The sequence below is a fragment of the Caballeronia sp. GAFFF2 genome (genome assembly GCF_023631485.1).
Lineage (GTDB): Bacteria > Pseudomonadota > Gammaproteobacteria > Burkholderiales > Burkholderiaceae > Caballeronia.
Window position 1 is genome coordinate 22,437 of the sequence record NZ_JALQDA010000021.1, and the last position, 14,405, is coordinate 36,841.

At 62.8% G+C, this 14,405-nt stretch carries 10 protein-coding genes and 1 riboswitch; of the genes, 1 reads left to right on the forward strand and 9 read right to left on the reverse strand.

The annotated features are described in order from the left end of the window. Position 1: 1 nt before the first annotated feature. The 7 genes from mlaD to NCT04_RS13105 all read right to left on the reverse strand — a co-directional run bounded on the left by mlaD (position 2) and on the right by NCT04_RS13105 (position 5,605). Entirely contained in the window at positions 2-568 is a 567-nt protein-coding gene (mlaD, locus tag NCT04_RS13075) for an outer membrane lipid asymmetry maintenance protein MlaD (RefSeq protein ID WP_244826384.1), read from the reverse strand. A 104-nt stretch (positions 569-672) separates the two neighbouring features. Beyond that, positions 673-1,440, reverse strand: coding sequence for a lipid asymmetry maintenance ABC transporter permease subunit MlaE (mlaE, locus tag NCT04_RS13080; RefSeq protein ID WP_244826385.1), 768 nt, complete (start codon positions 1,438-1,440; stop codon positions 673-675). Next, the gene (locus NCT04_RS13085; protein WP_250465821.1) at positions 1,437-2,252 is read right to left on the reverse strand and encodes an ABC transporter ATP-binding protein; all 816 of its coding nucleotides are present in this window, start codon (positions 2,250-2,252) and stop codon (positions 1,437-1,439) included. Before NCT04_RS13085 ends, mlaE begins: the two co-directional genes overlap by 4 nt. A 97-nt stretch (positions 2,253-2,349) precedes the next feature. Then, the gene (thiE, locus tag NCT04_RS13090; RefSeq protein ID WP_250465823.1) at positions 2,350-3,414 is read right to left on the reverse strand and encodes a thiamine phosphate synthase; all 1,065 of its coding nucleotides are present in this window, start codon (positions 3,412-3,414) and stop codon (positions 2,350-2,352) included. Next, a complete protein-coding gene (locus NCT04_RS13095) occupies positions 3,411-4,220 on the reverse strand; it encodes a thiazole synthase (protein WP_250465826.1) in 810 nt (269 codons plus the stop codon). The genes thiE and NCT04_RS13095 overlap by 4 nt, the downstream gene beginning before the upstream one ends. Positions 4,221-4,246: 26 nt before the next feature. Further along, complete coding sequence (gene thiS, locus NCT04_RS13100) at positions 4,247-4,444, reverse strand: sulfur carrier protein ThiS (protein WP_244826389.1); 198 nt, start codon at positions 4,442-4,444, stop codon at positions 4,247-4,249. 18 nt (positions 4,445-4,462) lie between these two features. Next, entirely contained in the window at positions 4,463-5,605 is a 1,143-nt protein-coding gene (locus tag NCT04_RS13105) for an FAD-dependent oxidoreductase (RefSeq protein ID WP_250465828.1), read from the reverse strand. A 202-nt stretch (positions 5,606-5,807) separates the two neighbouring features. Then, positions 5,808-5,935: riboswitch (TPP riboswitch) on the reverse strand. Positions 5,936-6,183: 248 nt separating this feature from the next. Between NCT04_RS13105 and NCT04_RS13110 the strand changes: the two genes are divergently transcribed. Beyond that, complete coding sequence (locus NCT04_RS13110; protein WP_250465831.1) at positions 6,184-7,926, forward strand: ABC transporter ATP-binding protein/permease; 1,743 nt, start codon at positions 6,184-6,186, stop codon at positions 7,924-7,926. Between the two features lie 136 nt (positions 7,927-8,062). Here NCT04_RS13110 and NCT04_RS13115 read toward each other — a convergent pair whose 3' ends face one another. Together NCT04_RS13115 and NCT04_RS13120 are read right to left on the reverse strand one after the other, a co-directional pair. After that, positions 8,063-9,529 carry a glutamate synthase subunit beta gene (locus NCT04_RS13115; protein ID WP_250465834.1) on the reverse strand — a complete coding sequence of 489 codons (1,467 nt, stop codon included), beginning with the start codon at positions 9,527-9,529 and terminating at the stop codon, positions 8,063-8,065. A gap of 78 nt (positions 9,530-9,607) precedes the next feature. Beyond that, a complete protein-coding gene (locus NCT04_RS13120) occupies positions 9,608-14,311 on the reverse strand; it encodes a glutamate synthase-related protein (RefSeq protein ID WP_244826395.1) in 4,704 nt (1,567 codons plus the stop codon). Positions 14,312-14,405 lie beyond the last annotated feature (94 nt).

Genomic DNA, 14,405 nt, shown 5'->3' on the forward strand with positions numbered 1-14,405 from the left:
CTTATTGAGCCGTACCCGAGGCTGCGCTCGCGCCCATCGCGCTTGCCGCACCCGGAAATGCCGGTGCGGGAGCTGCCGTTGCCGCCGGCGCCGCCGAGGATTTCGACGCGCCGGAATCCGCTGCCTTGTTATAGAGGAACTGTCCGATCAGATTTTCCAGCACCACGGCGGACTGCGTCATCGTGATGGTGTCGCCATTCTTGAGCATCTGATCGTCGCCGCCCGGCTCCAAGCCGATGTACTGCTCGCCGAGCAGACCGGAAGTCAGAATCTTGGCGGACGAATCTTTCGGAAATTGATATTGCTTGTCGATGTCGATGGCGACCACCGCCTGATACGTGTTTCCATCGAAACTGATCGAGCCGACGCGCCCGACCGTCACGCCCGCGCTCTTGACCGGCGCGCGCGCTTTAAGGCCGCCGATGTTGTCGAACTTGAGCTTCACCGCGTAGGTCTGCTGGAACGACAGCGAACTCATGTTGCCCGCCTTCAGCGCAAGGAACAGCAGCGCCACGAAACCGAGCACCACGAAGAGGCCGACCCAAAAGTCGAGAGCAGTCTTTTTCATCGTCTTCCCAAAGAGAATCTTGTCGCAGAGCGCGTGTGAGGTCTGTGCCCTTCACAACGCCCACGCCCTCGCGGGCGTTTTGCATTTGGTTCATTAGCTGGACATCAGCTGAACATCAACGCGGTCAGCAGGAAATCGAGGCCGAGCACCGCGAGCGACGCGTACACGACCGTCTTCGTGGTCGCGCGCGACACGCCTTCCGGCGTAGGCCGTGCTTCGTAGCCCTGGAACAACGCGATGAACGTCACCGCGAAGCCGAACACGATGCTCTTGATGACGCCATTGCCGACATCGCGCCACACGTCCACGCCGCCTTGCATCTGCGACCAGAACGCGCCGGAATCCACGCCGATCAGCAACACGCCGACCACATACCCGCCGATTATGCCGACCGCGCTGAAAATGGCCGCCAGCACGGGCATGGCGATGATGCCCGCCCACATGCGCGGCGCGACCACCACTTTCATGGGATCGACGGCCATCATTTCCATTGCCGTGAGTTGTTCGCCCGCCTTCATCAAACCGATCTCGGCAGTCAGCGACGTACCCGCGCGGCCGGCGAACAACAGCGCCGTGACGACCGGCCCGAGCTCGCGCACGAGCGAGAGCGCGACCAGCAGTCCGAGCGCCTGCTCCGAACCATAGCGGTTCAGTGTGTAATAACCCTGCAGCCCGAGTACGAAGCCGACGAACAGGCCCGACACCGCGATAATGACAAGCGAATAATTGCCGACGAAGTGAATTTGCTTCGTGACGAGACGCGGCCGCCGCAAAAGCGGGAAGAATTCGAGTACGAGGCGCAACAGCATGCGCATTGCATAACCGGCGGTTCCGAAACCGTCGAGCACCCAGCGTCCGAGTGCGCTGATCATGCTTTCCCTCCGATGCCGAAATCCGCCGCGAGCGGTTGGCTCGCGTAATGAAACTTGAAGGGACCGTCCGGCGTGCCGTCGATGAACTGACGCACGGTCGGGTCTTCCGACGCGCGTAATTGCTCCGGCGTGCCTTCCGCGTGAATGCCGCCGTTCGCGACGAAGTACACGTAGTCCGCAATGGCGAACGACTCGGGCACATCGTGCGAAACGAGAATGGACGTGGCGCCGAGAGCGTCGTTGAGCGTGCGGATGAGTTGCGCGGTTATGCCGAGCGAGATGGGATCGAGACCGGCGAACGGCTCGTCGTACATCATCAGTTCGGGATCGAGCGCGATGGCGCGGGCAAGCGCGACGCGGCGCGCCATGCCGCCGGAAATCTCCGACGGCGCGAGATCGCGCGCGCCACGCAGGCCGACCGCGTTGAGCTTCATCAGGACGAGATCGCGGATGAGCTCTTCCGGCAGATCCGTGTGTTCCCGCAGCGGAAACGCGACGTTCTCGAACACGGTCTGGTCGGTGAACAGCGCGCCGAATTGAAACAGCATGCCCATCCGGCGGCGCAGCGCGTAAAGACCGTCGTGCGATTGCGTGCCGACGTCCTTGCCCGCGAACAGCACCTGACCGCGGCTGGCTTTCACCAGCCCGCCGATCAACCGTAAGGTTGTCGTCTTGCCGCAGCCGGAGCCACCCATGACCGCAACCACCTGACCACGCGTGAAACGCATGTTCAGGTTCGAGAGAACGGGCCGATTACCGTAACCGAAATCGACGTCGCGAAGCTCTAGCAGGGGCTCGGGGAAAGCTGGCACGAGGTAAGAAATTCCTTGGACGCAAGAGGCCGAATTATAGGGCCTGCGCGCAATCGGTGCTTTACCTACGCTCTACCCGATATGATTTTCAGAACATTTACCCTTGATTTGCAAAGCTTTGTTGTAGCGACTCGACGGCGGCTTCGGTGTCCGCCGCTTCTGTCACGGCACGCACGACAGCAGCGCTTCCTACGCTGGTCGCCAGCACCTCGGGCAATACCTTGCCGTCGATACCGCCGATCGCGACGAGCGGCACGCGTCCTTTCAGAAGTTTTACGTAGCGTGTAAGCCGCGCCAGGCCTTGCGGCTTGGTAGGCATGACTTTCGTCGTGGTGGGAAACACCGCGCCGAGCGCGAGATAGCTCGGCCGGAAGTGCAGCGCGCGAAGCATCTCGTAATAGCCGTGCGTCGAAAGTCCGAGGCGCAAGCCGGCTTGCGCGATTGCCTGCAGATCGGCGGTTTCGACATCTTCCTGACCGAGATGCACGCCGTAAGCGCGTGCGGCGATCGCTTCGCGCCAGTGATCGTTGATGAAAAGCTGCGCCTGATGCCGCTGCCCCGCCACGACCGAACGCTCGATTTCGCCGTGAAGGTCCGCTGCGTCGGTGGTCTTGCGGCGCAACTGCGCCGTGCGCACGCCGAGGTCCAGCACGCGTTCGACCCAATTCGCGCTCGGCAAGACGGGGTAAAGACCGAGCTTGTCCGGGCAAGCGGGAAAAGCAGGTTCCGGCGCGGGTGGAAGATCGCCGACGCGCGGGAACGTGTCGAAGTCGCTTGGCCACGCGTCTTCTTTCTGTTCGTCGCCGGCGCGCCAAGCCATTGCCAGGACGAGCGCATCGTGCGGTTCGAAATTGCAGTCGAGGAACGCCGCCAGCGCGGCCAGCCAGTCGTCGGAACGCTCGCCTTCGAGAACATGGCGCGCGCCTGCATGCAGCAATATCACGCGACGTTCGTACGCTTCCAGCACCGTCGCATTGTCCGCGGCGTACGGCTCGTTGACGACGAGCAGATCCTGCGCACTTGGCGTATCCGGCACGGTCAGGCAGATGCGCCAGCGCGTTGGCGGCGCGGGCCACTCGCCGAGCCGCGCGCGGATACGTTCGGCGACTTCGATCAACTCATCCGCCGGCGGCCAGAGAACTTCGTGTCCGAGCAAGCTCATGCAGCACCTCCGTCCTGATGCCAGAACGGCATGCCAACGACCGGCGTGCTGGCCTGCGCGCTGTCGCGCTCGGCCATCGGACCGGCGAGAAACGCCGTGCGCCCGGCGTCGACACCCAGCGCGAACGCGCGCGCCATCTGCGACGGAAAGGTCGCCTGCGACACGGCGGTGTTCAAGAGCACGCCGTCGAAACCCCACTCCATCACCTGGCACGCATGCGAGGGCACGCCGAGGCCTGCATCGACGATCAGCGGCACGTCTGGCAGCCGCTCGCGCAACGTGCGCAGACCGTAGGGGTTGGTCACGCCCTTGCCGGTGCCGATGGGCGCGCCCCAGGGCATCAACGCCTCGCAGCCGGCATCGAGGAGACGGCGGCCGATCACGAGATCCTCGGTGCAATAAGGCAGCACCTTGAAGCCGTCGCGCACGAGCTTGCCCGCCGCTTCGACGAGGCCGATCGGGTCGGGCTGCAACGTGTAGTCGTCGCCGATCAGTTCCAGCTTGATCCACGGCGTGTCGAAAACCTCGCGCGCCATGTAGGCGGTGGTCAGCACTTCATCGACGCTCTGGCAGCCCGCCGTGTTCGGCAGCAGCGCGACGCCGTGACGCTTGAGGACATCGAAAAAACCGGCCTCGCCAGTCTCGGACTGACGGCGCAGCGCGACGGTCACCATGCCGGGCCGCGCGGCATCGATGGAATCCGAAAGCGATTGCAGCGACGGATAACGCGATGTGCCGAGCAGCACACGGCTCGGGAACGTCTGGCCGTAGAGCGTGAGGCTATGGGCGGCGGTGTGTGAGGTCATGATTCGATCCTTCGGATTCGGTGGATTCAGCCGCCCGCGACGGGCGACACGACGTCGAGCTTGTCGCCGGCTCGAAGCGTCTTCGTGCCGTGCTCGCCGCGCGCGACAAACTGCCCGTTGAGCGCGACCGCGAACGGCGGTTTGGCGCCGAATGCGGCGAGCGCGTCGGTGACGGTGGCGGCATCGGTCAGACTGAATTCGCGCTGATTGATGTGGATGTTCATGGCTTTGACTTTCGATGACTAGAGCGCGGCCGCGATGGCCGGTTCGCTATGCAGAAGTTCGGACCAGCGCGCGCCGCCGCGATAATCCGCGAACGATGCGGCGTCCGCGACGGTTCCGCCGGCGATGGCTTGGGCGAGTGCGCAGGCGGCATCGGCGACTTCCGGCGCGATCATGAAGCCGTGCCGATACAGGCCGTTCACGCGCACGGTCCGCGCCCCGTCCCAGACGATGGCCGGCCGATGATCCGGCAGCGTCGGCCGACACTGAGAATTGAGTTCGAGGATGCGCGCCTCGCCGAAACCCGGATGCACCGCGAACGCCGCACTCATCAGTTCCAGCGCCGAGCGCACGCTCACGGGCGACATGTCCTCGCCTTCGACTTCGGTCGCGCCGATCACGTAAAGATCGTCCTCTTTCGGCGCGATATACAGCGGATAACGCGGATGCAGCAGCCGCACCGGCCGCGACAACCCGATGCCCGGCGCATGCACGCGCGCCACTTCCCCGCGAATACCACGCAACGCGGGCCACGCAGTTTTGCCGCCCAGCCCACGGCAATCGATGATCCAGCGCGCGTCGGGCATGGCATCGACCGGAGAATTCCAGTGCGTGCGCACGCCGCGCGCCGTAAGTCCGGCCGCGAGCGCTCGAAGCGCCTGACGATTGTCGAGTTGACCTTCGTGCGGCAGCAGCCAGCCTTGCGCGAAACGCGTGCCGAGCGCGGGTTCCGCTTGCGCGACTTCCGCGCCCGCGAGCTTGACGAAGCCGCCATCGAGCAAGCTTGCAGGCGCGTTGGCGCGCAACCTGCGTTCGAATAGCGGCGCTTCCGCGCGATCCGCGCCGTGCCAGACGACGAGCGTGCCGTTGCGCTGAAAGTAAACCGGCTCGGGCAACTCGGCGATGAGACCCGGCCAGCGTTCCAGCGACGCCGCGCCGAGTTCGACGACGAGCGGCTCCGCACTCGTCGCCTCGGCGAGCGGTGCGAGCATCGCGGCGGCCACCCACGCAGCCGACTGCGTGCCCGCCTCGTCGCCGCGCTCGTATAGCGCGACGCCGTGGCCCGCGCCCGCGAGTTGCCACGCCACGAGCCGCCCGACGAGTCCTCCGCCGATGACGGCGAAGTCTGGCCGGCGCGCGGCGGGCTGATCGATCGTGTTCACTTTTCCAATGTCTCCTGTCGATCGAAACGAGGCTGGGCGCCGCTCCGGTCTTATCCACGACTGATAACGCCGTGCAGCAAACGCACGAACGCGAAGACAAAACTTGCAGAGGAGAGACCGGCCCGGCAGCGGCAACGCAAACAACGCGCGCCAGGCGGAAAAGAAAGATGATGGAAGAACCTGGAGGAAAGGCGCGACGGCCGCGCGTTCTCCGGAAACTTCCCTCGCCGGTATTACCCGGATCGGGTGCAAAGGGTCTCTCTCAGCCTCGCCGCGCCAGCACACCGATAATTCGATGACATCGCGCGCGAAGCACCCCTGTTTCGTCGAAGATCATTAGACCATGAAAGCCAAAGCCGCTGCAAACCGGGATTCCCCGCCTTTGGTCGCCTCAGTCGGCACTCTGGCACAATGCCGCGAGCATGGTTCTCCGCATGGTTGTGCGAATGAGCACGGAATTAAGCGGCAGTTAAGGGAACCTCTGAACAATCTGCGGGACAGGAAAGAGGCTGCGCGTGCGAGTATCGCGGCGCGGTGCGTCCATTCGTAACTCGGACCGGCATATCATCAGGAAGGTCATGGCCAATTCTCAACCGGAAAACACGCAGCAACAAGCCGACACGGTCTCTGCGTGGAGCCTCATCAAGCCCTACTGGGTCTCGGAGGAGCGCGGCTTCGCATGGGGTCTGCTCGTTGCCATCATCGCGATCAACATGACGGTCGTATGGATCAACGTGCGGCTCAACAGCTGGAGCGCGGCGTTCTACAACGCGCTGCAGAACAAGAACGTCCACGACTTTCCGCACCTGCTGCTGGTCTTCACCGGCCTCGCCTTCGCGTACATTCTGCTCGCGGTTTATGGGAGGTATCTGCGGCAGATGCTCGGCTTCCGCTGGCGCCAGTGGCTGACCAACAAGTATCTCGAACAGTGGTTCGGCGACCGCGCTTTTTACCGCATAGAACGCGACCGTCTCGCCGATAACCCCGACCAGCGGATCAGCGACGACCTGCAATCCTTCGCGACCACCACGCTGTCTCTGTCGCTCGATCTGCTTTCCACGCTCGTCACGCTCGTCACGTTCATCACCATTTTGTGGACGCTCGCGGGCGCGCTGACCATCACGGCATTCGGCACGCCGCTCGTCATTCCCGGCTACATGGTCTGGGCGGCGGCGCTTTACGCGATCATCGGCTCGGTCATCATTCAGAAGGTCGGGCATCCGCTGGTGTCGATCAACTACCAGCAACAGAAGGTCGAGGCTGATTTCCGCTTCGGGCTGATTCGCGTGCGCGAGAATGCCGAGCAGATCGCGTTTTACGATGGCATCGCCACCGAGACGGCCAACGCGAAGACCATTTTCCAGCGCATTCGCGACAACTGGTGGATGATCATGAAGTACACGAAGCGCATGACCTTCGTGCTTAGTTTCTACGGACAGATCGCCATCATCTTCCCGATCATGGTTGCCGCGCCGCGCTACTTCGCGGGCGCGTTCTCGTTCGGCGTCTTGATGCAGATTTCATCGGCGTTCGGCACGGTCAGCGATTCGTTCTCCTGGTTCATCAACAGTTACTCGACCTTGGTCGAATGGCGCGCCACGGTGAATCGTCTGCGCGAATTCAAGCGTGTGATGCGCTCGACGCATATCCGCGAGGAAACGTCGCCGGCAACGGCGCATGGCGGTATCAACCTGCATTACACGAGCACGAAAGCGCTGACGACCAAGGGGCTTGCGCTCGCGTTGCCGAATGGCACGCCGCTTTCGCGCGTGGGCGACGTGACGATAGAACCGGGATCGCGCTGGCTGATAGTCGGGCCGTCGGGCGCGGGCAAGAGCACGCTGATGCGGGCGCTGGCGGGACTTTGGCCGTTCGGCGACGGTAGTATCGACGCACCCGTCGACGCGAAGATGCTGTTTATCCCGCAAGTGAGCTATCTGCCGATCGGCACGCTGCGCGCGGCGTTGAGCTATCCGTCGCCGGGTGGCACCTTCACCGACGAGGAATCGCGCGAGGCGCTGCGTCTGTGCAATCTGGCCGAGTATGGCGACCGCCTGGAAGAAAGTGCGCACTGGGCGCGCAGCTTGTCGCCGGGCGAGCAACAGCGTCTTGCCGCCGCGCGCGTGCTGCTGCACAAGCCCGACTTCCTGTTCCTCGACGAAGCCACCAGCGCCCTCGATGCGGATAACGAACTGCATATCTACAACACGCTCGTCGAACGTTTGCCGAAGGCGGCGATTTTGAGCGTTGCGCACCGGGAGTCGGTGGCGCTGTTCCATGATTATCGGATCGAGATAGAGAGGACGATGGCGGAGGCTTGATTCCGTCTCTTGCTGAATGAAGAACCGCATCCGCGAGCAATTGTGGGTGCGGTTTTTTTTTGGTGGCATAACCCCCGCCAACAAAAAAGGGCGAACCCAAAACGGCCCACCCTTTTCTCCCATCAACCCCGCTCTCTTATCGCGGCAATTCGCTACTGCCCATCAAATACGCGTCCACCGACCGCGCGCACTGACGCCCTTCGCGAATCGCCCACACCACGAGCGACTGACCGCGCCGCATATCGCCCGCGGTGAACACCTTGTCCACCGACGTGTAATACGCCTTGTCACCTTCGGTCGAGGCGCGCACGTTACCGCGCGCGTCCTTGTCGACGCCAAACGCATCCAGCACCGGCGAAGCCGGCTGCGTGAAGCCCATGGCGAGCAGCACGAGGTCGGCCTTCAGCTCGAACTCGCTGTTCGGCACTTCCTGCATCTTGCCGTTCTTCCACTCGACGCGCACCGCGATCAGCTTCTCGACCTTGCCGTTCTTGCCTTCGAAACGCTTCGTCGCAACCGACCAGTCACGCTCGCAACCCTCTTCATGCGACGACGACGTACGCAGCTTGATCGGCCAGTACGGCCACACGAGCGGCTTGTTCTCTTCCTCGGGCGGCTGCGCGAGCAGTTCGAACTGCACCACGCCCTTAGCGCCATGCCGGTTCGAGGTGCCGACGCAATCCGAACCCGTGTCGCCCCCGCCGATCACGACAACATGCTTGCCCTTCGCGACCAGTTGCTCCGCGAGCTTGTCGCCTGCGTTGACCTTGTTCTGCTGCGGCAGGAATTCCATCGCGTAATAGATGCCTTCCAGCTCGCGCCCCGGCACCGGCAGATCGCGCGGCGTTTCCGAACCGCCCGCCACCACGACCGCATCGAACTGTTCTTTCAGTTCGTCCGGCGTGATGGTTTCCTTGGCCGTATTGCCGATGTGCCCCGGCAGCGCGTCCTTGCCGATGAACACGTTGGTGCGGAACGACACGCCTTCCGCTTCCATCTGGCGCATGCGGCGGTCGATCAGCCACTTCTCCAGCTTGAAGTCGGGAATGCCATAACGCAGCAAACCACCAATGCGATCGTTCTTTTCGAACACGACCACGTCGTGACCGGCGCGTCCCAGTTGCTGCGCGACCGCGAGCCCGGCGGGACCGGAGCCGACCACCGCAACCTTCTTGCCGGTCTTGTGCTTGGGCGGCTGCGGCGCGACCCAGCCTTCGGTCCACGCCTTGTCGATGATCGCGTGCTCGATCGACTTGATGCCCACCGGATCGTCATTGATGCCGAGCGTGCAAGCCGACTCGCACGGCGCCGGACAAATGCGTCCCGTGAACTCGGGAAAGTTGTTGGTCGAATGCAGCACTTCGATCGCGCTCTTCCAGTCCTGACGGAACACGAGATCGTTGAAGTCCGGAATGATGTTGTTCACCGGACAACCGTTGTTGCAAAACGGAATGCCGCAGTCCATGCAGCGTGCGCCCTGAACCTTGGCGTCTTCATCGGTCAGCGCGGCGACGAATTCCTTGTAATGCTTGACGCGGGTCAGCGGTGCTTCGTACGCCTCGTGGCGGCGTTCGAACTCGAGAAAACCGGTTGCCTTGCCCATGTGGTTCTCTTCTTTCTCTGTATTTGGTGAGGAACTCGCTCTCCGGCGTACCGGAGAGCTCTTCTATAGTGAGACCGCTCAGGCCGCGAGTGCGTCCTTTGCCTTCTTCGCGCCGATCTCGCCGAGCGCGCGCTTGTAGTCGGTCGGGAACACCTTCACGAACTGACGGCGCGACGCATCCCAGTTTTCGAGCAGCGCCTTGGCACGCGGCGATCCGGTGAACTGGAAGTGACGCTCGATCAAACCCTTGAGCAGCGCTTCGTCGGTCTTGCCGGCATGCCACAGCGCGCGATCCACCGTGCGCTCCTGTTCGGCCTGTTGCAGCACCGGATCGAGGGCCACCATGGTCTTGTTGCACTTGGCGCCGAACGTGCCGTCCGGATCGAACACGAACGCGACGCCGCCCGACATGCCCGCCGCGAAGTTACGGCCCGTCTCGCCGAGCACGACCACCGTGCCGCCCGTCATGTATTCGCAGCCGTGATCGCCCGTGCCTTCGACGACTGCCGTCGCGCCCGAGTTACGCACGCAGAAGCGCTCGCCCGCGACGCCACGGAAGTACGACTCGCCTTCGATAGCGCCGTACATCACCGTGTTGCCGCAGATGATGTTCTCCTCGGACTTGCCACGGAAGTCGTTGGTCGGGCGAATGATGATGCGCCCGCCCGACATGCCCTTGCCGACATAGTCGTTACCGTCGCCGACGAGGTCGAGTGTCACGCCCTTGGCGAGGAACGCGCCGAAGCTCTGACCCGCCGTGCCCTTCAACTGGATATGGATGGAGTCGTCGGGCAAACCGTCGTGGCCGTACTTCTTCGCGATCAACCCGGACAGCATGGCGCCGACCGTGCGGTTCACGTTGCGCACCGGCTGGATGAACGAAACGTGCTCGCCCTTCTCGATCGCCGCCTTCGACTTCTCGATCAACACGTGATCGAGCGCCTTGTCCAGACCGTGGTCCTGCACATCGACGTGCTTGCGCGCGACTTCCGCGCCCACCGGCACTTGATAGAACACGCGCGAAAAGTCGAGACCCTTCGCCTTCCAGTGCTCGACGCCCTTCTTCGTGTCGAGCAATTCGGCGTGGCCGATCAGATCCTCGAACTTGCGGATACCCAGTTGCGCCATGATCTCGCGCACTTCTTCCGCAATGAAGAAGAAGAAGTTGACGACGTGTTCCGGCTGGCCAGTGAACTTTGCGCGCAGCACCGGATCTTGCGTCGCGACGCCGACCGGGCACGTGTTCAGATGGCACTTGCGCATCATGATGCAGCCTTCGACGACGAGCGGCGCCGTCGCGAAGCCGAATTCATCCGCGCCGAGCAGCGCGCCGATCACGACATCGCGGCCGGTCTTCATCTGGCCGTCGGCCTGCACGCGGATACGGCCGCGCAGACGGTTCAGCACCAACGTCTGCTGCGTTTCGGCGAGACCGAGTTCCCACGGCGTGCCCGCGTGCTTGAGCGACGACAAGGGCGATGCACCCGTGCCGCCATCATGGCCCGCGATCACGACGTGATCCGCCTTTGCCTTCGCCACACCCGCAGCGATGGTGCCGACGCCCACTTCGGACACCAGTTTCACCGAAATGCTCGCCGCGGAATTCACGTTCTTGAGATCGTGAATGAGCTGCGCCAAGTCTTCGATCGAATAGATATCGTGGTGCGGCGGCGGTGAAATGAGACCGACGCCCGGCACCGAGTAACGCAGCTTGCCGATATAGTCGGAAACCTTGTGGCCCGGCAGTTGACCGCCTTCGCCCGGCTTCGCGCCTTGCGCCATCTTGATTTGAATTTGATCCGCCGACGACAGATATTCCGCCGTCACGCCGAAGCGGCCCGATGCAACCTGCTTGATCTTCGAGCGCAGCGAATCGCCGTCTTTCAACGCGACGTCGGTGACGATTTCATCGCCGATCAGGGACTTGAGCGTGTCGCCGGTCTTGATCGGAATGCCGCGCAGTTCGTTCCGGTAGCGCTTCTCGTCCTCGCCGCCTTCGCCCGTGTTCGACTTGCCGCCGATACGGTTCATGGCGACCGCGAGCGTGGCGTGCGCTTCCGTGCTGATGGAGCCGAGCGACATCGCGCCTGTCGCAAAACGCTTCACGATGTCCTTCGCCGGCTCCACTTCGTCTAGCGGAATGGCCTTCGACGGGTCGAGCTTGAACTCGAAGAGACCACGGAACGTCATGTGACGCTTCGTCTGGTCGTTGATCAGATGCGCGTATTCCTTGTACGTCTGATACGAGTTGCTGCGCGCCGAGTGTTGCAGCTTGGCGATGGCATCCGGCGTCCACATATGCTCTTCGCCGCGCACGCGATAAGCGTATTCGCCGCCCGCATCGAGCATGTTCGCGAGAACCGGGTTGTCGCCGAAGGCATCGCGATGCAGGCGAATGGCTTCTTCCGCCACGTCGAAGATGCCGATGCCGCCGACCTTGGACGCCGTGCCACGGAAATACTTCTCCACGAGCTCGGAGGACAAGCCGACCGCTTCGAAAATCTGTGCGCCGGTGTAGGACATGTAAGTGGAAATGCCCATCTTCGACATGACCTTGTACAAGCCCTTGCCGACCGCCTTCGTGAAGTTGTAGATGACTTTCTCGGCCGACAGATCGCCCTTGAAGCCTTCCGCCATGTTGGCGAGCGTTTCCAGCGCGAGGTACGGGTGAACGGCTTCCGCGCCGTACGCCGCGAGCAGCGCGAAGTGATGCGTCTCGCGCGCCGACCCGGTTTCGACGACGAGACCCGTGCTCGTGCGCAGACCATGCTGCACGAGATGCGAGTGGATGGCTGACGTGGCGAGCAGCGCCGGAATCGCGACATTGTCGCGGTCCATTTTGCGGTCGGACACGATCAGCATGTTGTAACCGGACTTCACGGCATCGACGGCTTCGGCGCACAACGACGCAATGCATGCTTCCACGCCTTCCTTGCCCCAAGCCACCGGATAGCAGATGTTCAGTTCGTACGAGCTGAACTTGCCGCCGGTGTATTTGTCGATGGCGCGAATCTTCGCGATGTCTTTGAAGTCGAGCACGGGCTGCGACACTTCGAGACGCATCGTCGGGTTGATGTTGGTCGTGTCGAGCAGATTCGGCTTAGGACCGACGAACGAGACCAGCGACATCACCATGTTCTCGCGGATCGGATCGATCGGCGGGTTGGTCACTTGCGCGAACAACTGCTTGAAGTAGTGATAGAGCGTCTTGTTCTTGCCGGACATGACCGCGAGCGGCGAGTCGTTGCCCATCGAGCCCACGGCCTCTTCACCCGACTGCGCCATGGGCGCCATCAGAAACTTGAGGTCTTCCTGCGTATAGCCGAACGCCTGCTGACGGTCGAGCAGCGCGGCGGCTTCGCGACGCTGCGTTTCGACGTCTTCCGCCTTCGGCTCGATTTCGTCGAGCTTGATACGCACGGCGTCGATCCAGCTCTTGTACGGCTTCGCGTTCGCGAGGTTGTCCTTGAGCTCCTTGTCCTCGATGATGCGGCCTTGTTCCATGTCGATCAGGAACATCTTGCCCGGCTGCAGACGCCACTTCTTGACGATCTTCGATTCCGGGATAGGCAGCACGCCCGATTCCGACGCGAGGATCACGAGGTCGTCGTCGGTGATGAGATAGCGCGCCGGACGCAGGCCGTTACGGTCGAGCGTGGCGCCGATCTGGCGGCCGTCCGTGAACGCGATGGCGGCGGGACCGTCCCACGGCTCCATCATCGCTGCGTGATACTCGTAGAACGCGCGGCGGTTGTCGTCCATGAGCGTGTGCTGTTCCCATGCCTCGGGAATCATCATCATCATGGCGTGGACGAGCGGATAGCCCGCCATCACGAGAAGTTCGAGGCAGTTGTCGAACGAAGCCGTGTCCGACTGGCCGGGATAAATCAGCGGCCAGAGTTTGGGCAGATCGTCGCCGAGCACGTAGGAGGCGATCGCGCCGGTGCGCGCGTTCAGCCAGTTGACGTTGCCCTTCACGGTGTTGATTTCACCGTTGTGCGCAATCATGCGATACGGGTGAGCCAGTTCCCACGCCGGGAACGTGTTGGTCGAGAAGCGCTGGTGCACGAGCGCGAGCGCCGAGACCACGCGCTCGTCCTGCAGGTCGCGGTAATACACGCCGACCTGACCGGCCAGAAGCAGGCCCTTGTAGACGACCGTGCGCGACGACATGGACGGCACGAAGTATTCCTTGCCGTGCTTGAGCTTGAGCGCCTGAATGCGGTGGCTCGCCGTCTTGCGGATGATGTAGAGCTTCCGCTCGAGCGCATCCGTCACGACGATGTCCTTGCCGCGCCCGATGAAGATCATGCGGATGAGCGGCTCACTCGCTTTCACGGTCGGAGAAATAGGCATGTTGCCGTCGACCGGGACGTCGCGCCAGCCGAGCACGACCTGGCCTTCCGCCTTCACCGTGCGTTCCAGTTCCTGTTCGCACGCGAGCCGCGAAGCATGTTCCTTCGGCAGGAAGATCATGCCGACGCCGTATTCGCCGGCAGGCGGCAAAGTCACGCCTTGCTTGGCCATCTCTTCGCGATAGAAGCCGTCCGGAACCTGAATCAGAATGCCCGCGCCGTCGCCCATGAGCGGATCGGCGCCGACGGCGCCACGGTGATCGAGATTCTCGAGGATCTTGAGACCCTGCTGAATGATCTCGTGGCTCTTTTTCCCCTTGATATGGGCGACGAAACCGACGCCGCAGGCGTCATGTTCGTTGGCAGGGTCATACATGCCCTGCGCGGCGGGAGGCGAACCGACTGCCGGTTGCTGATGATCGTTCATGGGGACACCGTCTCTACTGTGAGGGGCCGACTCGGCCGTTGAACCATTTTTTATGTCGCCCGCGGCGTTTATTTCAACTTGGAAGCCGCGAAGC

Bases quoted from the DNA above. Each gene is read 5' to 3' on its own strand.
- NCT04_RS13115 (WP_250465834.1), bottom strand. From the start codon at position 9,529: ATGGGCAAGGCAACCGGTTTTCTCGAGTTCGAACGCCGCCACGAGGCG.
- mlaE (WP_244826385.1), bottom strand. From the start codon at position 1,440: ATGATCAGCGCACTCGGACGCTGGGTGCTCGACGGTTTCGGAACCGCC.
- thiS (WP_244826389.1), bottom strand. From the start codon at position 4,444: ATGAACATCCACATCAATCAGCGCGAATTCAGTCTGACCGATGCCGCC.
- mlaD (WP_244826384.1), bottom strand. From the start codon at position 568: ATGAAAAAGACTGCTCTCGACTTTTGGGTCGGCCTCTTCGTGGTGCTC.
- NCT04_RS13120 (WP_244826395.1), bottom strand. From the start codon at position 14,311: ATGAACGATCATCAGCAACCGGCAGTCGGTTCGCCTCCCGCCGCGCAG.
- NCT04_RS13095 (WP_250465826.1), bottom strand. From the start codon at position 4,220: ATGACCTCACACACCGCCGCCCATAGCCTCACGCTCTACGGCCAGACG.
- NCT04_RS13110 (WP_250465831.1), top strand. From the start codon at position 6,184: ATGGCCAATTCTCAACCGGAAAACACGCAGCAACAAGCCGACACGGTC.
- thiE (WP_250465823.1), bottom strand. From the start codon at position 3,414: ATGAGCTTGCTCGGACACGAAGTTCTCTGGCCGCCGGCGGATGAGTTG.